At 42.6% G+C, this 21,912-nt stretch carries 19 protein-coding genes; 3 read left to right on the forward strand and 16 right to left on the reverse strand.

Annotated elements, in window-relative coordinates:
* Positions 1-57: 57 nt before the first annotated feature.
* On the reverse strand, positions 58-609 hold the full coding sequence (gene infC, locus G8D99_RS12685; RefSeq protein ID WP_166327769.1) for a translation initiation factor IF-3: 552 nt from the start codon (positions 607-609) through the stop codon (positions 58-60).
* Positions 610-614: 5 nt separating this feature from the next.
* Positions 615-2,537 carry a threonine--tRNA ligase gene (thrS, locus tag G8D99_RS12690; protein ID WP_166326485.1) on the reverse strand — a complete coding sequence of 641 codons (1,923 nt, stop codon included), beginning with the start codon at positions 2,535-2,537 and terminating at the stop codon, positions 615-617.
* 508 nt (positions 2,538-3,045) lie between these two features.
* Between thrS and G8D99_RS12695 the strand changes: the two genes are divergently transcribed.
* Complete coding sequence (locus G8D99_RS12695) at positions 3,046-4,692, forward strand: acyl-CoA synthetase (protein ID WP_166326487.1); 1,647 nt, start codon at positions 3,046-3,048, stop codon at positions 4,690-4,692.
* Between the two features lie 90 nt (positions 4,693-4,782).
* Here G8D99_RS12695 and G8D99_RS12700 read toward each other — a convergent pair whose 3' ends face one another.
* From G8D99_RS12700 to mazG, 10 genes are all read right to left on the reverse strand, one after another.
* Positions 4,783-5,304, reverse strand: a complete 522-nt coding sequence (locus tag G8D99_RS12700; protein WP_166326489.1) for a cysteine peptidase family C39 domain-containing protein — start codon at positions 5,302-5,304, stop codon at positions 4,783-4,785.
* A gap of 93 nt (positions 5,305-5,397) precedes the next feature.
* Positions 5,398-5,934, reverse strand: coding sequence for a ribosome biogenesis factor YjgA (yjgA, locus tag G8D99_RS12705; RefSeq protein ID WP_166326491.1), 537 nt, complete (start codon positions 5,932-5,934; stop codon positions 5,398-5,400).
* A gap of 2 nt (positions 5,935-5,936) precedes the next feature.
* Positions 5,937-6,206: an HPr family phosphocarrier protein gene (locus G8D99_RS12710; RefSeq protein ID WP_166326493.1), complete on the reverse strand. Its 270-nt coding sequence runs from the start codon at positions 6,204-6,206 to the stop codon at positions 5,937-5,939.
* On the reverse strand, positions 6,203-7,054 hold the full coding sequence (gene rapZ / locus G8D99_RS12715) for an RNase adapter RapZ (RefSeq protein WP_166326495.1): 852 nt from the start codon (positions 7,052-7,054) through the stop codon (positions 6,203-6,205). Before rapZ ends, G8D99_RS12710 begins: the two co-directional genes overlap by 4 nt.
* Before the next feature lie 27 nt (positions 7,055-7,081).
* Entirely contained in the window at positions 7,082-7,927 is an 846-nt protein-coding gene (gene panC, locus G8D99_RS12720) for a pantoate--beta-alanine ligase (RefSeq protein WP_166326497.1), read from the reverse strand.
* A gap of 74 nt (positions 7,928-8,001) precedes the next feature.
* On the reverse strand, positions 8,002-8,811 hold the full coding sequence (gene panB, locus G8D99_RS12725; RefSeq protein WP_166326499.1) for a 3-methyl-2-oxobutanoate hydroxymethyltransferase: 810 nt from the start codon (positions 8,809-8,811) through the stop codon (positions 8,002-8,004).
* 40 nt (positions 8,812-8,851) lie between these two features.
* Entirely contained in the window at positions 8,852-9,340 is a 489-nt protein-coding gene (gene folK / locus G8D99_RS12730) for a 2-amino-4-hydroxy-6-hydroxymethyldihydropteridine diphosphokinase (protein ID WP_166326501.1), read from the reverse strand.
* On the reverse strand, positions 9,337-10,815 hold the full coding sequence (gene pcnB / locus G8D99_RS12735) for a polynucleotide adenylyltransferase PcnB (protein WP_166326503.1): 1,479 nt from the start codon (positions 10,813-10,815) through the stop codon (positions 9,337-9,339). The genes folK and pcnB overlap by 4 nt, the downstream gene beginning before the upstream one ends.
* A gap of 163 nt (positions 10,816-10,978) precedes the next feature.
* Complete coding sequence (locus G8D99_RS12740) at positions 10,979-11,443, reverse strand: ComEA family DNA-binding protein (RefSeq protein WP_166326505.1); 465 nt, start codon at positions 11,441-11,443, stop codon at positions 10,979-10,981.
* 180 nt (positions 11,444-11,623) lie between these two features.
* On the reverse strand, positions 11,624-12,400 hold the full coding sequence (mazG, locus tag G8D99_RS12745) for a nucleoside triphosphate pyrophosphohydrolase (protein WP_166326507.1): 777 nt from the start codon (positions 12,398-12,400) through the stop codon (positions 11,624-11,626).
* 131 nt (positions 12,401-12,531) lie between these two features.
* Here mazG and G8D99_RS12750 point away from each other — a divergent pair, with 131 nt between their 5' ends.
* Positions 12,532-13,308, forward strand: coding sequence for an SDR family oxidoreductase (locus tag G8D99_RS12750; RefSeq protein WP_166326509.1), 777 nt, complete (start codon positions 12,532-12,534; stop codon positions 13,306-13,308).
* A 74-nt stretch (positions 13,309-13,382) separates the two neighbouring features.
* Here the strand turns inward: G8D99_RS12750 and G8D99_RS12755 are convergent, their stop codons facing one another.
* From G8D99_RS12755 to cysM, 4 genes are all read right to left on the reverse strand, one after another.
* Complete coding sequence (locus tag G8D99_RS12755; RefSeq protein ID WP_166326511.1) at positions 13,383-15,689, reverse strand: RelA/SpoT family protein; 2,307 nt, start codon at positions 15,687-15,689, stop codon at positions 13,383-13,385.
* Positions 15,690-15,761: 72 nt separating this feature from the next.
* The gene (gene rlmD, locus G8D99_RS12760) at positions 15,762-17,138 is read right to left on the reverse strand and encodes a 23S rRNA (uracil(1939)-C(5))-methyltransferase RlmD (protein ID WP_166326513.1); all 1,377 of its coding nucleotides are present in this window, start codon (positions 17,136-17,138) and stop codon (positions 15,762-15,764) included.
* An 8-nt stretch (positions 17,139-17,146) separates the two neighbouring features.
* On the reverse strand, positions 17,147-17,983 hold the full coding sequence (locus tag G8D99_RS12765) for a 3'-5' exonuclease (protein WP_166326515.1): 837 nt from the start codon (positions 17,981-17,983) through the stop codon (positions 17,147-17,149).
* A 21-nt stretch (positions 17,984-18,004) separates the two neighbouring features.
* Positions 18,005-18,919: a cysteine synthase CysM gene (gene cysM, locus G8D99_RS12770; RefSeq protein WP_166326517.1), complete on the reverse strand. Its 915-nt coding sequence runs from the start codon at positions 18,917-18,919 to the stop codon at positions 18,005-18,007.
* Positions 18,920-19,071: 152 nt separating this feature from the next.
* Between cysM and G8D99_RS12775 the strand changes: the two genes are divergently transcribed.
* On the forward strand, positions 19,072-21,873 hold the full coding sequence (locus G8D99_RS12775; RefSeq protein ID WP_166326519.1) for a GacS-like sensor histidine kinase: 2,802 nt from the start codon (positions 19,072-19,074) through the stop codon (positions 21,871-21,873).
* Positions 21,874-21,912 lie beyond the last annotated feature (39 nt).

The following is a 21,912-nucleotide window of genomic DNA, read 5'->3' on the forward strand; positions in this document are numbered from 1 at the left end:
AACCGTTAAAAAAAAGCACTGCATGATGCAGTGCTTTTTCTCACGACAAATACGTCATTACTTTTTCTTTTTAGGACCAAGTAACATACCCATTTGACGACCTTCCATTTTAGGCGCTTGTTCGATGACACCGAACTCAGCTACGTCAGCTTCAATTTTTTGCAATTGAGCCAAACCTAACTGTTGATGCGCCATTTCACGACCACGGAAACGTAGAGTAATTTTAACTTTGTTCCCATCTTCTAAGAAACGAAGAATGGCACGCAGCTTGATGTTGTAATCACCAACGTCTGTACCAGGACGTAACTTAATTTCTTTCACCTGAACTTGATGCTGCTTTTTCTTCGCATCTTTTTGCTTTTGCTTCAGATCAAATAAATGTTTGTTAAAATCCATGATCTTACAAACAGGTGGCTCTGCATTAGCAACGATCTCAACAAGATCAAGCTCAACTTCTTCCGCAGCACGCAATGCTTCAGCTAAAGAAACGATGCCCTTTTGCTCTCCTTCAGCACCAACGAGACGTACTTCTTTTGCACGGATCTCGTCATTTAATGCAGGACGATTGCTTTTAGCACCTTGTTGTTGGTTACGGTCAGGCTGTTTAATCTTTCTTACTCCACAATATACCGGCCGCGTTCGGCTACGGCTGCTTTCACTAAGTCAACGAAGGCATCAATTGACATAGTACCTAAATTTGTTCCAGAGCGAGTACGTACATTCACAGTACCTTCCTCTACTTCTCGGTCCCCAAGTACCAATAAGTAAGGAATACGCTCTAAAGTACGCTCACGAATCTTAAAGCCGATTTTCTCATTTCTCAAGTCTGAAATCGCACGAATGCCATTTTCTTTGAGTTTAGCAACCACGTGATCACACGCTTCGGCTTGAGAATCGGTAATATTCATGACGCATGCTTGGATTGGAGCCAACCATGGTGGCATGAATCCCGCGTAATGTTCAATAAGTATACCAATAAAACGTTCAAAACTACCAAGAATTGCACGATGTAACATAACTGGATGATCACGATCATTATCTTCAGTCACATACGAGGCATCTAAACGCAACGGTAAGTTGAAGTCACACTGAATTGTACCGCACTGCCAGATACGGCCTAAGCAGTCTTTCAATGAAAATTCAATTTTTGGACCGTAGAATGCGCCTTCACCGGGTTGTAAATCCCAAGATAAGCCAGCAGCATCCAAAGCATCCGCCAAAGATTTTTCCGCCACATCCCAAAGTTTGTCATCACCGACACGTTTTTCAGGACGTGTTGATAATTTCATTTGCACTTCTTCAAAGCCAAAGTCTTTATATACATCAAGCGTTAACTTGATGAAATCTGCAACTTCCTGACCAATTTGTTCAGTGGTACAGAAAATGTGTGCATCATCTTGGGTAAAGCCACGAACACGCATAATGCCGTGTAAAGAACCCGATGGTTCGTTACGGTGACATGAACCAAATTCCGCTAAACGAATTGGCAGGTCACGGTAAGATTTCAAGCCTTGGTTAAAGACTTGTACGTGACATGGGCAGTTCATTGGTTTTACTGCATAGTTACGACTCTCAGAATGCGTCGTAAACATGTTTTCAGCATAGTTTGCTGCGTGACCTGATTTTTCCCAAAGCGAGAAATCCACAATTTGTGGGGTTTTAATCTCTTGGTAACCATTGTCTTGCTGAACTTTACGCATGTACTGTTCAAGCACTTGGTAAATGGTCCAACCATTGGCATGCCAGAACACCATACCCGGTGCTTCTTCTTGCATATGGAATAGATCTAATGCTTTACCAATTTTACGATGGTCACGTTTTTCCGCTTCTTCAATACGTTTGATATAAGCCGCAAGCTGTTTTTTATCTGCCCACGCTGTACCATAAATACGTTGAAGTTGTTCGTTTTTCGCATCACCACGCCAGTAAGCGCCTGACATTTTGGTCAATTTGAATGCTTTTAAGAATTTTGTGTTCGGTACGTGCGGACCACGGCACATATCCAAATAGTCTTGATGGTAGTACAAGCCCATTTGGGTTTCTTCAGGCATGTCTGCGATCAAGCGAAGTTTATAATCTTCACCACGTTTGGTGAATTCTGCAATCACTTCATCACGTGGGGTCATTTTCTTAATGACATCGTAATCTTGATCGATGAGCTTTTTCATACGCTCTTCGATGGCAGCCATATCATCTGGTGTAAATGGCTTTTCACTGAAGATATCGTAATAGAAACCATCTTCAATGACTGGACCAATCACCATCTTTGCTTCTGGGAACAATTGCTTGACAGCATGACCCACCAAGTGTGCGCAAGAGTGACGAATAATCTCTACGCCTTCTTCATCTTTAGGCGTAATGATTTGCAGCGTCGCATCTTCAGTGATCAAGTCAGATGCATCGACCAAGCGATCGTTTACACGACCTGCAACGGTGTTTTTTGCAAGACCTGGACCAATGCTCAGCGCAACGTCCATAACAGATACGGCGTGATCAAACTGCTTTTGATCGCCATTCGGCAAAGTAATAATTGGCATAAAAAATCCTTAAGGAGTGATGCCCCGTACCATAGGGCATTTCACCGCGAGATTATGATCGAGGAAAACCTCAAAAGATAAAATCGGTGCAATAAATCTAAGTGCGAAAATTTTACACCCTTAATGATTTTTTATAAACCATTCCATAGGATTAAACACAAAACAGTGCTATTTTTTTTCGTTTAGCTTTCTAATCCTGCTGTTTTTTAAATATTGTCGCTGTTATTTTCATTTTTAAGCCCATCTTGGCATGGATTCATCGATGCTTTAAACACTCAATTGCATATTGCATATTCAAATTGAACCTATTTTTAACGCAAAGTGCTGTCATTCAATTCAAAGCAGAGCAATCTTTCATCGATAAAAGCAAATTTTAAATTTTTCAATGTAATGCTTATCACTTTTCAAATAAGCACAATTTTTCGACTAAAGGATTAAAGCATTTACTCTAAAAAGCACATATCTTTTGGGTAGGAATTATAAAAATGATGAACACGGAGTTAGAATCATGTCGAGCGCGTACGATGCATTACCTCGCACCCCTGCCAATTTTGTTGCTTTATCGCCTTTACGTTATTTAGAACGTGCTGCCTATATTTATCCCGATCAAGCAGCCATGATTCACGGCGCGCGACGTATTACTTGGCGTGAAAAATACAACCGTTGCCGTCAATTTGCAGACCAACTCACCAACTTAGGGGTCGGTAAAAACGATACGGTTTCTGTGCTTTTACCGAACGTTCCTGCCATGTTGGAGGCGCATTTTGCGGTGCCTATGGCGGGTGCTGTACTGAATACCTTAAACACGCGTTTGGATGCCAAAACTTTGGCATTTATGCTCGAACATGCCGAATCTAAAGTACTGTTGGTCGATCCTGAATTTGCAGGTTTGGCACAAGAGGCTTTGGCATTGATATCCCAAGACATCTATGTCATTGATGTTGCGGATGCTGAATACGAACATCATGCCAATGCAATTTCAATAGGTGAAATTGAATACGAAGACTGGCTCAAAGGTGGCGATGCCAATTTTGACTGGCAACTTCCGCAAGATGAATGGGATGCCATCAGTTTAAGTTACACCTCAGGCACGACCGGTAATCCGAAAGGCGTGGTGTATCACCATCGTGGGGCATACATTAACGCAGCCAGCAATATCATTGCTTGTGGGATGACCCCGCGTGCCACCTATTTATGGACACTTCCGCTATTCCACTGTAATGGTTGGTGTTTCGGTTGGACCATGGCAGCCAATGGTGGAACCAATATCTGCTTACGTAAAGTCGACCCTGAATTGATCTTTAAATTGATTGCTGAACATAAAGTCGATTATTTCTGTGGTGCACCGATTGTGCTTTCCATGATGATCAACACGCCTGAAGAAAAACGCCAAAAAATCGAACATCGTGTTGAAGTGATGGTGGCCGGTGCTGCACCTCCTGCTGCAATCATTGAAGGGATGCGTCATTTAGGCGTGAATGTGACCCATGTTTATGGTTTGACCGAAACCTATGGCCCATCTGCACTGTGTGCTTCGCAAGCTGGCTGGAGTGATTTATCCATTCAAGAACAAGCGCAACTGCATTCACGTCAAGGTGTACCATATCCACTGCAAGATGGTATGAAAGTGATCGACCCTGAAACCATGCAACCGGTCCCGCATGATGGTCAAACCATGGGAGAAATCATGTTCCGTGGCAACATCGTGATGAAAGGTTATTTGAAAAATAAACAAGCCACTGAAGAAGCCTTTGCCGGTGGCTGGTTCCATACCGGTGACTTGGCCGTGTGTCAGCCCGATGGCTATGCCAAAATCACCGACCGCTCTAAAGATGTGATTATTTCAGGCGGTGAAAATATTTCATCACTCGAAGTCGAAGAAGTGCTGTACCAACACCCTGCCGTAATGACCGCAGCTGTCGTGGCAAAACCTGACCCACGCTGGCAAGAAGTCCCATGCGCCTTTATTGAGTTAAAAGAAGGTAAAGAGGCGACGGCTGAAGAAATTATTGAATTCTGTAAACAACATTTGGCCCGTTTTAAAGTCCCAAAAGATGTGGTGATTACTGAAATTCCAAAAACCTCGACCGGCAAATTACAAAAATTCGTTCTTCGTGATTGGGCCAAAGAGCGCTCGGTGGGTGAATTTAGCTAATCTATTTTTGTTTTCCGATTTGCACCGAAAATGAAAAACAAAAAATGACCCGTATGGGTCATTTTTTATATTGGCGATGAAGATTAACAATTATAAAGCTGAAAATTCACGTCGAATCAAAATCGTTTGTTGGCAAATGCCTTCCGCGCGGTGCTGTTGTTCAAACACTTCAGGACGCATCACCTCAAAGTGGTCAAAAAAACTAATTTCTTCATTATTGATGTCATAGATCAGCGAGTGATTGCCCACACCATCTGGCATATCGTAATACACAATTGCCCAATGGTTTTGCTCAACAGCATCTTTCAATTCCACATAGCTCAATGGCGCTAAAATCGGGATTTGTAGACGTTCAGCTTCGGCATAACTCGGCAGTTCTTTCGGATCTTTATGCAAGTCTTCAGCCGTATGAAATACGACTTTGAATCCCATTTTCTTCAAGCCGACCGCAAGCCCAATGGTAAAAGTCCCATCCTCTTGATCATAGCCACAGACTTTCGCCAAATCAGCGATATCCAGTTCAATATCGCAATGTTGCAACAGCATCCACACGGCATAGATCCCGCAATTGGCAGGCAAATTTTGCAATTGTTCAGGAATATCTAAACTCATTCGGTTGGCTCATCTATGGATATTGTCAGAGAAAATACAGGATAAAAAAGCGACCTGAATAGGTCGCCTTTTTAGATTCAAGCTACAACTTACTTAAGTGTTGTCCGAGATTAAAGCCACTTGTTGAATATAATTGAACATATTCAATTTTGACTTCGCAACCGCTTCTTCACCCAAGTTTTGTTTAATGTCACGTTGTACACGTAAAATATGCTGACGAATCGGATGATGCTCAGCCGCATTAAACATTTTCATGAATTCTTTAATCGCAGGGTCACCTTGAGCAATCATACGATCGACCCAACGATGCAACTGCGCAGTTTTCTTTAACCCTTGTTTTGGGGTTAAATAAGATAAGATCACGCTTTCATCTTCATTACGCAACAGTTTACCAATGCGTAAGAATTGACGACGACGTGCTTCACCTGAGGTAATTGAGCGTACATCTTCTAAAGCTTCGATCAGACGCTCTTCCACAGGAAGATTTTTAATTTGTTTCGGACTCAATTCAGCGAGTCTTTCACCCAAAGCAGCCATGCGGTGCACAGCTTTCTTTTGTTCGGTTTTGCTTGCACGTCCTTCTAAAGACTCAAAGTCATCTTCAGTAAAACGTTGCGTTCGACGTGCCACAGTTATTCTGCCTCGTAAAATTTTGCTGCGAATAGCGCTTGAATCTCAGACGAAGCTTTTTCTTCATCTGCACCCTCAACCACCAAACGCAAAGTAGTACCTTTGCCTGCACCGAGCATCAGCAAAGACATAATGTTTTTGGCATCAACCAATTTATCGCCCTTACCAATTTGGATTGAACTGCGAAATTTAGTCGTGACTTCAATGAGCTTGCCAGAAGCACGCGCATGTAATCCTAATTTGTTAATAACGTCAACAGTTGTGTCAATCATGACCAGTGCTTCATTTCTCTATGCAAGACTTGAATAGACCATTTTGCCTCAAGTGCTTTTTTTAGTCTATCTACAATATATACAGAACGGTGTTGACCGCCCGTACAGCCAATCGATACCGTAATATAATGGCGATGCCCTTCTGCAAATGCAGGCAACCATTTTTCTAAAAACTGATTCAAATCTTGGAACATTTCATGGGTTTGTTCAAAGCTGTTGAGAAAGCGTTGAACTGGTTCATCTAAACCCGAGTATGGACGAAGTTCATTGTCCCAATGTGGATTCGGCAAATGACGCACATCAAAAATAAAATCTGCATCCAATGGAATACCGTGTTTATAGCCAAAGGATTGTAAAATCACAATCAGCTTGTCCACCTGTCCAAGCTTGGATAATAAGGTATCTTTTAAGTCATGAACACTTTTATCTGACGTATCAATCTGTACCGTGGCTTTCATCTGAATCGGACGAAGTAGTTGTTTCTCTTCTTGGATACATTGATTCAGACTTTTAAAACGATTGGCCAAGGGATGCGGACGACGTGATGCACTAAAACGTGCAATCAACTCTTGATCTTTGGTAGTGAGATAAATCACATCCACTTCGCCATGTTTTTGCAGTTGCTGAAAGACTTGATCAAACTCTTGCAAGTCGGCACGTGTGCTTCGTACATCCACACCCAATGCCAACTGCTCTAAGTTATTTTCTTGATCGAGCTTTCCCACAATTTCAGGCAATAATGCCAAAGGCAAATTGTCGATACAGTAATAACCGAGATCTTCAAGTACCTGTAATGCAGATGACTTCCCTGATCCTGATTGTCCTGTCACGATTAATATGCGCTTCATGCATGATTACCTATCATTCAATTCAAGTTAAGCGCTGTGGCTCACTTGTAAATTATCGATTAAACGGGTTTTGCCCAGTTTGGCTGCAACAAACAGCACCACATCCTGATCAAACTGTTCCACCGTTTGTAGCATAGGACTGCGTGCTTCCACATAATCCACTTCAAAACCCTGTGCTGTAAGATCAGCACGAATCTGAGCCAAGACATCAGTCAAAGCTTGACCATTTTTTAAGTCTGTTTCAGCAGCTTTCAGTGCTTTATAAATCGCAGGTGCGGTTGCACGATGCTCTTCAGACAAATAGCCATTACGTGAACTTAAAGCCAAGCCATCTTCTGCACGCGTAATCGGCACACCAATCACTTCAATGGGCATGTTTAGATCTTGCACCATTTGCTTAATCACCGCCAATTGCTGATAGTCTTTTTGACCAAAGAAGGCAAAGTTCGGTTGCACAATATTAAACAGTTTCGTCACCACCACAGCCACGCCATCGAAATGACCTGGACGCTGTGCACCACATAAGTCGTTGGTAATTTCAGACACGCTGATGGTGGTCAGTCGTTTGTTTTTACCGTACATCTGCTCTACAGAAGGTGCAAAAATGATGTCACAACCGACATCAGCCAACAAATTGCTGTCTTGTTCCAATGTTCGTGGGTAGCTATCGAAGTCTTCATTCGGCCCAAACTGAATCGGATTGACAAAGATACTGACCACCACCACATCACATATTTTGCGGGCTTCACGAACCAGATTTAAATGACCTTGGTGAAGATTCCCCATCGTTGGCACAAAACCAATGGTTTTACGAGATTGGCGTGCGCTACTCAGTGATGCAGATAAACCTTGAATGGTTGTTTCAGTTTTCATTTTTACAGCTCAACTTGTTACAATTCGACTTAACTGTTCAATATGGACTCAAATTTACAAGACTTAAATCAGACTTATAGCTCAACCTGAAACATATGCTCTTTGGCTGGGAAAGACTGATCCTGTACCGCAGCATGATAGGCTTTGAACGCATCTACAATCGCAGTTTCACCGGATTGTTCTTTCATAAAGTTACGGACAAAACGCGCCACTTTTCCGAAGGTTAAACCCAACATGTCTTGAACCACCAAGACTTGACCGTCGGTATCGGCACCCGCACCAATACCAATCACAGGTACGGTTGGGAACAATTCCGTGATTTCTTTACCGAGTTGTGCTGGCACACATTCAAGTAACAGCACTGCTGCACCGGCTTCAACCACCGCTTTACAGTCTGCAATCAATTGATCCGCTGCATCACGGGTTTTAGCTTGCAATTTATAACCGCCGAATACATGCACCGATTGCGGGGTTAAACCCAGATGCACACACACTGGAATACCATTACGAGTCAAAGTCGCAACCGTTTCACTGAGCCAAGCACCACCTTCGATTTTGATCATCTGCGCGCCGGCTTGCATCACGGTTTTGGCATTGATCAAGGCATCATTTAAGGTGGCATAACTCATAAACGGTAAATCCGTCATAATAAAAGAATGCTGATTACCACGGCGTACATTCGCCGTATGGTAAGCCATGTCCGCCACATTGACAGGCAATGTTGAGTCATGCCCTTGTACCGTCATTCCCAATGAATCACCAATGAGAATAGAATCAATTTCAGCAACTTCCATTGCTTTTGCCATACTTGCATCGTAGCAAGTCAAACATGAAAATCTGCGACCTTGCTGTTTGAATTGTCTTAAATCGCTGAGACTAATCATTAAGATGTCCTCTAACACAGTTCCTTAGAACATTCTAAAATTAAATATTGATCCAAGACGGGTCTGCAAGCACGGTCAAAGTCGACTGCTTGAGAACATCTAAATCCTTAATGGGTTGACCCCGTACAACCAGTTCAGGGTCTAAATCTAACAATGGCACCAACACGAAATCTCGCTCAAGCACACCCACATGCGGTACGGTTAAACGTTCATTTTCAATGCTGTCTTGCGCATAAATCAGTAAATCTAAATCCAGTGTCCGTTCACCCCAATGGCGCAAACGCACACGTCCTGACTCTTGTTCAATTTTTTGTAATTGATCGAGCAAATCCAGTGGTGCAAGATCGGTCTTAAGTTGCACCACCGCATTATGATAATGCGGTTGATCTTGCGGTCCCATCGGGGGGCTTTGATACAGCTTAGACGCTTTGACTTGCCCCAAGCATGCCAACTTTCGCACCGCCTCAGCCATAATCTGCTGAGAATCCCCTAAATTACTCCCTAAGCCAATATAGGTCAGCTGACTCATTGTGTTGGACCAAAAACCACTTGTTTCAAATCACGTTGTACACGTCGACGTTTTAGAATCGGATGATCCGCATGAATCGTTCCTGGTTCGACCTGTGCCACTGGCGCACGACCACCACGTGAATCTCGATTGTTCTCGTAAGGCTGTGCAGCCGGCTTACGCGAACGACGGCTACGAGATTCCGTTTCTTTCACCAAAGGCTCAATGCGTGCAGATACTTGCTCTTCAGGCACCTGTTCAGCACTGGAAGCTTTACGACGACTCTTATTGCGTTGACGGTTATATTGACCAATCGCACGTTCTTTTTCGTCATTCGACATGACTTGGTAGCTTTCCCACCAAATGCCCATGCCTTGCGTGGTTTCATCACCTGATTTTTCACGCAGCAACATAAAGTCAAAGCCGGCACGGAAACGCGCATGACTCGACAGTGCTTGTATTTGCTGTGGTTTTGGATTCAGCAAACGGGTTTGCATTTCCCACACTTCACGAATAAAGGTTTCAGCAAAACGGGGAATAATAGTGCGTGTCGCTTGACGTTTTAGAACATCCAAACCGGCTTGGGCACGTGCTTCAGCAGCTACGGTACCTTTATTGGCATAAAATTCACAACGCTCTAAAAATGGCTTCCACAACAACACCGCATAGAAAAATGCCGGATTGATGGTTTTGCCCATTTGAATCCGTTGATCGGTATTTTTTGCGGCACGTTCCATAAATGGATTGATGACCGGTGGAATATCAGCAAATAACTGCTTCCAAATCCCGAACTCGATCAACATTGGCATCACACGATTGAGATGTCCCATGGTAAACAGTTTTTGCGATTCATCATAGAGACGATGCGGTGACACATCACGCAATAACATGGTCAATTCAGGGGTAAAGACCTTGAGAATGGCAGGATCAATACTGAAATTCAGTTTTGCTGCGAAGCGCAGGGTCCGCAACATACGTACCGGGTCTTCTTCAAAACGCAACGTTGGATCACCCAAGAGGCGTAAAGTTTTGCTTTTAATGTCATCTATGGCATTACAGAAATCGAGCACAATGCCTTTGCGGGGTTGATAATACATCGCATTGATCGAAAAATCTCGACGCACGAAATCCTCTTCAATGCTGCCCCAATTGTTATCACGCAAAATCATGCCTGAAGCTGACGTCACCGCTTTCTTTGGCGGTGCTCTAAATGTTGCCACTTCAATCAACTCACGCCCTGAATAAACATGCGCAAGCTCAAAACGTCGACCAATAATACGGCAACGTCGTCCGAATACTTCTTTAATTTGAGAGGGTGTTGCATTGGTTACGGCATCAAAATCCTTGGGTTCTAAACCCAACATTAAGTCTCGTACCCCACCACCAACGATATAGGCTTCATAGCCTGCTTTTGTTAAAGAATCAATAACATCTAAAATCGAAGAAGGTAATTGAGTGGTGGATAATCCACACTTTGACGCGTGCAAAGTTTGCAAAAGACGCTGTCTCCTACGTCAGGACGTAAAAATCATAATTATGCTAATCATATCTCTAACACAATCAAAGGGCAATTTGATTATCTGAATCTTGCGGGCAAACTTACAACTTTCATGCGCATCGGCACTCTTTCATTTTTACTGCAATTGAGTGAATGCTGATTTATAAACTTAAACGTGATCGATTCTTTTCCACTAACTTTGGGCCAATGCCTTTAACATTTTCAAGCTCAGCAATGCTTTTAAATTTTCCATGCTGATCTCGATACTCAATAATCATTTGCGCTTTCTTTTCCCCGACGCCATTCAGTTGTTGCAATTCCGTCAGATTGGCAGAATTTAAATGCACTTTGTCATTTGAACTCAATGCGCCCTGTGCTTGAATGGAATTCGAAGATTTGGCTCTAGCTGACTTTAAATTAGATTTCGATCCACTTGATTTGGATAAATTGGGTTTGGAGAGATAATAATTTGGATCATTGGCTTTTAATTGAGCATCGGCCTTTTCTTGCTCGGCTTTCCATTTCAGATAAGACTGATCAAACTGCTGGGCATAAACGGTATTTGACCCGGTAGCACTGATCAAAAGAATCACAAAACACACGAAATTAAAAGTATTCAACTTCATCGCTCAGCCCTGCTTATTGTTTTTTATTGGATTAATTTTGGGTTGAATGAATAACATCCATGCAACCCGATTGTTTGATTATTTCATTCAGTTCAGTCATCACTGGATTTCCAACCAAGCTATAGTGATCACCGAACTACAGATTTCACCGTTTTGGCTTACACAAAAGAATGTCTCAAATTAAGCTTTCGATTGTGCACGAAGAAAGACTTTGGCTTGATCCCACAACTGATCCATTTCCTGCAAACTCATCTGTTCTAGATCTCTGTGCTGTAGCGCCACTTGATCTTCAATATATTTAAAGCGTGATTTAAACTTGTGAATGGTGCTTAACAATGCCATTTCACTCGATATACCGAGTTTACGTCCAACATTGATTAATGAAAATAAACAATCCCCAAATTCATCCTGCATTTCATCGGAATTATTGTGAAGTACAGCTTCATTAAACTCAGCCAATTCCTCTTCCAACTTGCCATAGGCATCTGCGACATGTTCAAAATCAAAGCCAATTTTTGCGACATTTTTTTGAATATTTTCCGCTTGAATTAAAGCAGGTGCGTGTTTGACTTGATCTAAACGAGATTTTGGCTTGCCTTGTTTTTCTGTGGCTTTAATGTTCTGCCAGAGACTCGTCACCTCTTGCTCAGTCATCGTTTCATATTGCTCAGCTTGAAATACATGTGGATGACGGCGAATTAATTTTTCACATATTGTTTCCACCACATCATTAAAATCAAAAGCCCCTTGCTCACTGTACATCTGTGCCTGAAACACCACTTGTAACAACAAATCACCTAACTCTTCTTTCACATGCTCAGCATCTCCTGAGCGCACAGCCTCTTCAACCTCATAGGCTTCTTCAATCGCATAACGGGTCAAAGATTCAGGGGTTTGTGCTTGATCCCATGGGCATTTTTCTCGAAGCGTTTGCATGATATTGAGTAAATTTTGCATAAAAAGACCTGAACGATTAAATACGAAATAAATGAGATGACTTGAAAAAGATGTTGAAATTATGCTCAACTGCAGATCATTAAAATATTAACAACACATATATCTGCAAAAAAATAAAAGGACTTAAAAACATGACACAGAGTATTTTCATTAGTGGTGCAGCACAAGGCATTGGGGCAGCGATAGCACGCTTATTTTATCAAAAAGGCTATAAGGTCGGCATCTATGACATTAACGCTGTTCAGGCACAGCAATTGGCAGAACAACTCGGATCCAATGCCAAAGCGGGCTTACTCGATGTCGCCAACTATGAAGATTGGCAAAATGCTTTGGCTGAATTTAGCACTTGGGCAGGTGAACTGAATATTTTAGTCAATAATGCAGGGATTTTATATTCAGGTGATTTTGAAAAAACCGATATTCAAGCCCATCATCGAACTATCAACATTAACGTCAATGGCGTACTGAATGGCTGTCATGCCGCACTGCCCTATTTAAAACAAGCTTCTTTCGCACGGGTCATTAATCTATCCTCAGCTTCTGCCATTTACGGTCAAGCCGATCTGATTTCCTATTCTGCGAGTAAATTTGCAGTCCGAGGCATCACCGAAGGCTTAGATGTGGAATGGCAAAAATACGGTATTCGTGTGCTTGATGTCATGCCCTTGTTTGTACAAACTGCGATGGTCAAAGACATGGATGCAGGCACTATTCAAAATATGGGCGTAAAGCTTAAAGCTGAAGACGTGGCAGCACAAATTTATAAAAGTGCCACTGCAAAAGATCGGGTGACTCTACCGACCCATCATCCTGTTGGCTTTGAAGCGGGAGTGATGTATCACTTGTCTCGATTCAGCCCGCAAGCCGTTAATCGCATCAGCAATCTTTTTTTAAGCAAAAAGAAATAATTTTTGCAACCAACATAAAAGTATATTAAAAAAAAAGCCTGCTCAAGCAGGCTTTTCTCTAGTTAAGTTCAATATCAGTTACCTTGAACCAAACGACGTGCACTAATGATGCCCGGCTGTTGCTCTAAACGTGCCAACAGACGTGATAATTGTGCCAAGCCTTTCACTTCAATCAACAACTTCATATTGGCAATACCATCCAATTCAGAAATGGTATTGACCTGTCGAATATTGATTTGATCGGAGAAAATCACTTGAGTCAGATCTTTCAACAAACCACGGCGGTCATACGCTTCCACCACAATCTGTACACTCTGACCACGTGTGGGTTGCATTTCCCAATCGGCTTCGACTGCACGCTCAGGTTCCTGACTGATCATACGCATATAGTCTGGACACGCCACTTTATGAATACTGACCCCACGGTTTAAAGTGATATAGCCTGCAATCGACTCACCATGTACAGGTTGACAGCATTGCGCAATGTGTAGTTCCACATTGTCCAAACCATCAATCAAAATACCATGTGCCGACAAGGTATGACTGGCACGCGGATTCAAAGTTGGTTTAAGCACCAGTTCAGGTTCATCCTGATCCAGATGCATATGACGATTGACCTGATTAATCAAGGCATGAAGGCTAATGTCGCCACTGACCAAAGACACCAAGATGTCTTCACCGGTTTTGACATTGAAATGCTGACAATAGTCATTCAAATCAATACTTTTCGGGTGAATCGCCAAACGAGAGAGCTCTTTGGCCAGCAGTTCACGACCGACTTCAAGATTTTTACTGCGGTCTTGTTGGCGGAACCAGTGGCGTAATTTGTCACGTGCACGTGAAGTCTTGATATAACCTAAAGAATTCACCAACCAATCTCGATTTGGTTCACGGTCTTTCTTGGTTAAAATCTCAACTTGTTCACCGGTTTTTAAGGTGTAAGTTAAAGGTACATAACGTTGATTAACCCGTGCGGCATAACATTTATTGCCGACTTCAGTATGCACATGATAAGCAAAGTCTAAAACAGTTGAATTACGCGGTAATTCTTTAATGTCGCCATCACGACTAAACACATAAATCTTTTCAAAGTCTTCAAAATCTTGAAGCTGATCAAAGCTTTCAGTTTCATCTTCATTCGGATGACCACTGGTTTCGTTGCGCTCTTGATAATGCTCAAGTACCGAACGCAATGAATGTAAGCGATGATTAAATGAATAATCCGTGGTTTTCGAGCCTTCTTTATAATTGAAGTGCGAACACACCCCTAGCTCCGCTTCATTGTGCATTTCATGGGTACGAATTTGAATCTCTAAGGATTTATTTTCCGCAATCACCGCAGTATGCAATGAACGGTAGCCATTGGCTTTTGGGTTGGTAATATAGTCATCAAACTGATGCGGAATATGACGCCAAATTTGGTGCACGATCCCGAGGGTGTGATAACACTCAGGCACTTCATCCACCAAAACACGTAAAGCACGAATGTCATAAAGCTGATCAAAGCTCAAATTCTTGCTTTTCATTTTTCGGTAGATCGAATAAATATGTTTGACCCGTCCTGAAATTTCCGCCCGAATGCCATGTTCCGACAACTCGCCACGTAATTTATCCACCACAAACTGAATATATTGCTCACGCTCGAGTCGTTTTTCATTGAGTAAAGATGCGATTTCTTTATAGCGTTCAGGAGCCAAATAACGGAAGGCTAGATCTTCAAGCTCCCATTTCAGTTGTGCAATACCCAAACGGTGTGCCAAGGGTGAGTAAATGGTCAAAATCTCACGTGCCACACGTTCTTGGCGTTCACGGGTCGAATGTGCCAACTCACGCAGGGCCAAAGTACGTTCAGCCAGCTTAATCAGCACAACACGCACATCTTCGGTGACCGAAATCAGCATTTTATAAATGCCAGTCAAATGCTCACGTTGATTGTTATTGAAATGGTCTTCTAGACGTTTATTTTTTTCTATCAGCTCAGACAGTTTACCCATCGCCAAAGTGCCTTTGACGAGGTTATAGACATTTTCACCAAATTGCTTTTTGATTTCCTCAAGTGTGGTAAACCCCTCACGCACACTCCGGTACAGCATCGCGGCTGATAAAGTATCTTCATCAACATGCAGATGCGCCAAAATATCCGCCATACCCAAGCCTGTGGCAAAGGTATTGGTTTTATGATTGATGGTGGCACTCAGTTCTTTTTGCAGAACTGTTTGAGCCACTTGTTCTAATTGTTTAAGTTCAATACCGTCTAAAATGACACGCGCACGGTCGAGCCAAGTCGCCAATCCCAATTGCGCTTCAGCGGCATGTTCTACAGTCGTTTCCTCAGATAACTCGGTGAGTCGTCCAGGTAACTGTTCACGAACTGTGACCATACCATTCTCCTTTAAATCTACTCTTCATTATATTCAAAATAATATGCAAAATATTCAAACTAAATCTTGGCTTTAACTTTTCTCAAATAAAGCAATAGATTCAACATGCCCCGTATGGGTAAACATGTCCATAACACCCGCTTTTTTTAATTGATATCCATGTTGTACTAATAGTCCAGCGTCTCTCGCTAATGTAGCAGGATTACATGACACATAAACGATTTTTTTTGCACCAAAATTAGGCACATGCTGCATAATTTCCTCTGCGCCTGCGCGTGGAGGATCTATTAATAGTGCATCAAAACCTTGATTTGCCCAAGAATGTTGCGAGAAATCTTTTGTTAAATCTTGTGAATAAAATTTAACATTGGTGATGCCATTTTTCAGTGCATTTTCTGTACCTCGCTTCACCATATCTTCACTACCTTCAACACCCACGACTTCACCTTGCGAACCGACTTGACGTGCCAATGGCAATGAAAAATTACCCAAACCACAGAACAAATCCAAAACACGTTGACCCTGCTGCAGTTCAAGCAAATCACATGCCAGTTTGACCATTTGTGGGTTCACCGTTGGATTGACTTGGGTAAAATCTGTCGGATGAAACCCAAATTCCACATCAAATTCATCTAAACGGTAATGTAATCGCATCGCAGCATTCGGATCATCCACACGATGCACACTGCTTGGTGTCGAAGGTTGCAAATACAATTGCCATTGTCTATCTAACGCAAATTGCGTCAATAGGTTGACATCAGCTTGATTTAATTTATTGATATGCCGAACCAGTAAAGCCACCTCTTGATCACCCTTAGCCAGTTCAATATGTCCAATATCCGATTTACCTTTCAAATTTTGTAAGAGCTTGCGGATTTCAGGCAATGCTTGATCAAGCTCAGCATCTAAAATTTTACAGGTGTGAATTTCAGTGAGGCGATTACTTTGCGCTTCACGAAAACCCATCAACACCTTGTCTTTATTGGGTAAATAACGCACCCCAATACGGGCTTTGTGACGGTAATCAATACGGGTTGAACGCAAGGGCTCAAGCCATTGTTCAGGCTGAATCCCGGCAAAGTGCTCAAAATGAGATTTGAGCACGTCTTGCTTTAAGCGAATTTGTTCATCCGGTTGAATATGTTGCATGCTACAGCCACCACATACCCCGAAATGCGGACAAATCGGGGCAATTCGGTGTGGATTTGGCTCGCTAATCAGTTGAATACTGTCTGCTTCTTCGAGTTTTTTGGCTTGATTGGTAATTTGAGCTTCAACCGTTTCACCCGGCAAAGCATAGCGAATAAAGACTTTTTTGCCCTGCTTATTGCTCGGATGATCCATTCCTTCGGCATAGTGTGCGATCCCTCGCCCTTCGTGTGAAAGTCTCTCAACTTTAAACATATAACGGGGAAGCTGAGATGGGCGAGATGTTGCTCTATGTTTCAAAGGAATACCTAATATTGAATGTCTGGAGGTTGAATCGTTTCAAAATCTGATGCTGTAAAATCAGTCTGTTTCGACGTGGTTTGCCATACCTGCAAAAATTCTTTTTGCTGTGGCTGACCTTGTAGATAATGAATGGTGGCTTGGATCCATAAACGATGATCTTCTGGCAGGATTTGACCTTTCAACAGTAAGAAGCGTAAATACACCAACCACGTATTGAGCACATCCCCCTCACAATAACTGGTCATTTCAAGCCATTGCTGATTGCGAACATACTCAGGGATCAAATAGCTTGCTGGACCACGTTTACCGGGATAACCCAGCAAATGGGCAATATCGTCTAACTTTTGAAAGTTGCGCCCATTAAACATGGCCATAATGTCCATCAAATCGATATGACGATGATGGTAGCGGTTCTGATAATTATTATAACGCTTTTGCGAATCAATTTCGCCTTGATCGAACAAACTCGGTGCAGATAAACCATGGTACATGGCACGGAATAAAATTACCGGCAAATCAAACTGTGAACCATTCCAACTCACCAAAGTCGGATTACGCTTTTGAAAAATAGAGAAAAATTTCTGTAAAATTTCAGCTTCCGAGTTGTGCTCGCGGCTAAAAGAGAACAGTTTCATCTCAGCTTTTTCATCAACCCAAAGGCCTGAAATACATACAATTTCATGCAGGGGCAAGCGTTGAAAATCACTGCCTGATTCTTGACGGCGCAGTTTGGTCAGCGCTTGCTCAAGATCACCTTCGGGAAGATCCAAGCCATATAAATGCGCTCCCGATTTTAGATCAGTTAAGGTTTCGATATCGAACACTAAAACAGGAAGACGCATAAATAGACTCTTATATTTAATTTAATCCTCTACAGAGAACAGCCCTGTAGACAAATAGCGATCACCACGATCACATACAATACACACAATCACCGCATCTGGATGCTGTTCTGCGATTTTAACCGACGCCCATACTGCACCGCCTGAAGAGGTGCCTGCACTGATGCCTTCTTGACGTGCCAATTGACGTGCCGTTTTTTCCGCTTCAATTTGCGGAATATCCATAATTTGATCGACACGGGCTGGATCAAAAATGGTTGGTAAATATTCGGTGGGCCAACGGCGAATACCCGCGATATTTGAACCTTCAGAAGGTTGTAAACCAATGATCTGAATATTGGGATTTTGCTCTTTCAGGTATTTGGAAATTCCCATAATTGTGCCAGTAGTACCCATAGAGCTTACAAAATGGGTAATTTTACCGCCGGTTTGCTGCCAAATTTCAGGACCCGTGGTGAGGTAATGCGCTTCAACATTGTCCGGATTACCAAATTGATTCAGCACCAAGCCCACGCCATCTTTTTGCATTTGCAGCGCCATATCACGGGCTTCTTCCATGCCTGTCGCTTCAATCAGCTCAGCACCATAGGCACGCATGGCATCTTTACGTTCTTGACTCGAATTGGCCGGCATGATGAGTTTCATTTTATAGCCACGCATGGCAGCAACCATCGCCAAAGCAATACCGGTATTGCCACTGGTGGCTTCAATCAAGGTATCGCCGGGTTTAATTTGCCCGCGCTTTTCCGCCTGCATAATCATGTTATAGGCTGGACGATCTTTGACTGAACCCGCTGGATTGTTGCCTTCCAATTTGGCCAACACTGTTGCTTGAGTATGACTCGCTAAACGCTGTAAACGCACCAAGGGGGTTTTGCCCACGAAATGGTCTAACAGAAAATCGTCCGCTGAAAAGTCAAATTGTGTATTACTCATTATTCGCACCTATATCGAGGTGCGGCTATTGTATGAAAAAATAAACTCAACTGCATTAACTTCAACGGCTTTTTATCGAATATGATTAAAGCTCAAGCATTTTAAACAAAGCATGCTAATATCCTGAGCATGGGGAATGAGCCGCTGAATACATGTCGAATTTCAACAATAAACTGTTCAAAAGATTAAAACTGAATCACGCTTATGGGCAATTGATTGCCTTGATTTTTGTACCGATTGTGGTGCTTGCCAGTGTCGGTTCTGCCTTGGTATTGACCGAAACCTCTAACTCTGCAAAATCTGAACAAAAATTTGCCGCCAATGCGGTGTTAAATCGTTACAAATTTACCGCAGAAAAGCTCACTTTAGCCTTGGAACGCAACCCCAGCATCGCGCAACAAGACCGTGCCAAAAGCATTCTGCAAAGCATGTTCAATGAAAAATATGTACTCAGCGTTGCCATCTTAGATCAGCATCAAAAAAAACATTTAGGGCTCGGCTATAACATTGACCGAGAATGGCCCAAATTCCCAACCAACGGTGCATTTTTTGGTCCGATTCAAACCGAGCATAACAACTTATATGGTATGCGCCTCAACACCCCATCAAATCATCCCAAATGGTTGGTGATTGAACTCGACAATCAACCGCTCGAAATTTCTCAATATCGGGTATTTGTGGTGCTGATCACTACGGGTCTACTGACCCTGCTGTTGTTGTTACTGTGTTTGAATTTTTATTCAAGACGGTGGATTGCACCGATGTACGAAATTCGGATGCAATTACAACGTTTAAATGCAGATACGCTTGATCAGCACATGGTGATTAACAGTACGGGTGAGCTGCGCCTGCTACAACGGGATATCGCCAATGTGGTGAAACGACTGCATTTCAGCTTCTTAGAACTCAAAGAACATACCGAACAAACCGAAGATGATTTGCGCCGCACATTGGACACCTTAGAAGTTCAAAACATTACTTATAAACAAGCGCGTGATCAGGCGATTTCATCCAATCAGGCCAAGTCTGTGTTCTTGGCCAATATTAGTCATGAGCTACGCACGCCATTAAACAGTATTGATGGTTTTATTCACCTGTTATTGCGTCAAGATAACCTCAGCAATGACCAGAGTTTGTATTTGCAAACCATTCGTAAATCTTCTGCGCATTTGTTGGCTTTGATTAATGACGTTTTGGATTTCTCAAAAATTGATGCCGGCAAACTTGAGCTTGAAACTGCACCCTTTGATTTAGAAGAAGCGATTTTCGATGTCATGGACATGCTCTCGCCTTTGGCGGCGCAAAAACAAATTGATATGGCATTCTACTTTGCTGACACCGTGCCGAAGCATGTGATTGGTGATGCTTTAAGGGTGAAACAGATTCTGACCAATCTGATTTCCAATGCGATTAAATTTACCCCCGATGGTGAAATCATTGTCCGTGCACGGATGGAGCATGATGATATTGGGCAGTGTTTATTGCATTTTAGCGTGCAAGACAGTGGTATTGGACTCAGTGGAACGGATCGTAAACGTTTGTTTGAATCTTTCTCGCAAGGCGATGCATCCGTCACTCGTCAGTTTGGTGGTACAGGACTCGGTCTTGCGATTTCCAAACAACTGGTCAATCTAATGCATGGTCAAATTGGTTTTGAAGACAACCAAGAGCGTGCGCCAACAGAAAAAGGTTCAACCTTTTGGTTTACTGCACAATTTATGGTGGATGAAGAAGAGATTGTGCATCCTGATTTCTCCGATATGCATGTTATTTCCTATTTGGCACACCCTGCCACCGCCAATGTACTGCGCCATTATTTAGAAAATTATCAGGTCGAGCATTTAGAAACCCAATCGATTTTAGATCTGTTTAGTCGACTGAATAGCAATCACATTGACCCTGAAAATACATGGCTCATTGTGGATCATAGTGGTGACACCGAAGCTCTACTGAAAGAAATTCGCGGGCGCTATCAAGGGCATATTGCGGTTTATGGCTATCAGATGGCGCTTGATTTAAACATGCTGAATGAATACAAGGCTCGTCCATTGTATCAACCGCTGAGTCGAACCTCACTGATTCATTTACTTGAAAACAAACCAATGTTTGAAGCTGAACCGCATGATGATTTAAAAGAACTGAACTTGCATGTCTTGGCAGTGGACGATCATTTACCCAATCTAATTGTACTTGAGGCTTTACTCGGGGAAATCAACGTCAAAACAACCAAAGCACAAAGCGGTCAGGAAGCCTTACAAATCTTGCAAGATCGCATCCAACAAGGGGCCAAACCCTTTGATCTGATTTTTATGGATATTCAAATGCCGGTGATGTCAGGGATTGATACCACACGTGCGATTCGCTCGCTTGAATCGACCCTCGATGGCTTAAAAATGCCGATCATTGCCCTCACCGCGCATGCGCTTGCCGATGAAAAACAAAAACTGTTAAAAGTCGGTATGGATGACTATGTCACCAAGCCGATTCAGATGGATCAAATCATTCAGATTCTAACCCATTGGACCAGCGACACATTTATCCAACCGAGCAAAGCACAAGAGAAAGTCACTAAAGCCGACAATATCGATCCGAGCATTTTAAATTGGAAGCAAAGTGTTCAGTTGGCTGCCAATAAAGAAGATTTAGCCCAAGACCTGATTAAAATGTTGGTGGATAGTTTTCCAACCGAACTCGGTGAAATTGAACAGTTGATTGAGCTTGAAGACTTTCCGCAACTTGAGCATGTATTGCATCGACTCTATGGCGCAACCCGTTATGTCGGTACGCCAAAACTGCAACAGGTCACGGGTGACTTTGAACAATTTGTTTCCACCTTACGTAAAGAACGTCGCAAAGCCGATGACAGCTTCATCCAAGAAACGCTCGACCGTTTAAATGAATTACAAGATGTGATTCATGACGTTGAACAAGCGGTTAAACAGGTTTTGTCGTAGCTAAAAAAGAGCCGTGTCAATGCTTGGATTTTTGAGTGA

This window comes from Acinetobacter lanii, from assembly GCF_011578285.1.
In the GTDB taxonomy this organism is placed as follows: domain Bacteria; phylum Pseudomonadota; class Gammaproteobacteria; order Pseudomonadales; family Moraxellaceae; genus Acinetobacter; species Acinetobacter lanii.

What these genes read in the sequence shown, in the direction of transcription:
- cysM (WP_166326517.1), bottom strand. Translation starts at nt 18,919, where the DNA reads ATGAGTAATACACAATTTGACTTTTCAGCGGACGATTTTCTGTTAGAC.
- G8D99_RS12755 (WP_166326511.1), bottom strand. Translation starts at nt 15,689, where the DNA reads ATGGTCACAGTTCGTGAACAGTTACCTGGACGACTCACCGAGTTATCT.
- thrS (WP_166326485.1), bottom strand. Translation starts at nt 2,537, where the DNA reads ATGCCAATTATTACTTTGCCGAATGGCGATCAAAAGCAGTTTGATCAC.
- G8D99_RS12775 (WP_166326519.1), top strand. Translation starts at nt 19,072, where the DNA reads ATGTCGAATTTCAACAATAAACTGTTCAAAAGATTAAAACTGAATCAC.
- G8D99_RS12750 (WP_166326509.1), top strand. Translation starts at nt 12,532, where the DNA reads ATGACACAGAGTATTTTCATTAGTGGTGCAGCACAAGGCATTGGGGCA.
- G8D99_RS12740 (WP_166326505.1), bottom strand. Translation starts at nt 11,443, where the DNA reads ATGAAGTTGAATACTTTTAATTTCGTGTGTTTTGTGATTCTTTTGATC.
- G8D99_RS12700 (WP_166326489.1), bottom strand. Translation starts at nt 5,304, where the DNA reads ATGAGTTTAGATATTCCTGAACAATTGCAAAATTTGCCTGCCAATTGC.
- panB (WP_166326499.1), bottom strand. Translation starts at nt 8,811, where the DNA reads ATGATTAGTCTCAGCGATTTAAGACAATTCAAACAGCAAGGTCGCAGA.
- G8D99_RS12710 (WP_166326493.1), bottom strand. Translation starts at nt 6,206, where the DNA reads ATGATTGACACAACTGTTGACGTTATTAACAAATTAGGATTACATGCG.
- mazG (WP_166326507.1), bottom strand. Translation starts at nt 12,400, where the DNA reads ATGCAAAATTTACTCAATATCATGCAAACGCTTCGAGAAAAATGCCCA.
- folK (WP_166326501.1), bottom strand. Translation starts at nt 9,340, where the DNA reads ATGAGTCAGCTGACCTATATTGGCTTAGGGAGTAATTTAGGGGATTCT.
- panC (WP_166326497.1), bottom strand. Translation starts at nt 7,927, where the DNA reads ATGAAAACTGAAACAACCATTCAAGGTTTATCTGCATCACTGAGTAGC.
- G8D99_RS12695 (WP_166326487.1), top strand. Translation starts at nt 3,046, where the DNA reads ATGTCGAGCGCGTACGATGCATTACCTCGCACCCCTGCCAATTTTGTT.
- rapZ (WP_166326495.1), bottom strand. Translation starts at nt 7,054, where the DNA reads ATGAAGCGCATATTAATCGTGACAGGACAATCAGGATCAGGGAAGTCA.
- G8D99_RS12765 (WP_166326515.1), bottom strand. Translation starts at nt 17,983, where the DNA reads ATGCGTCTTCCTGTTTTAGTGTTCGATATCGAAACCTTAACTGATCTA.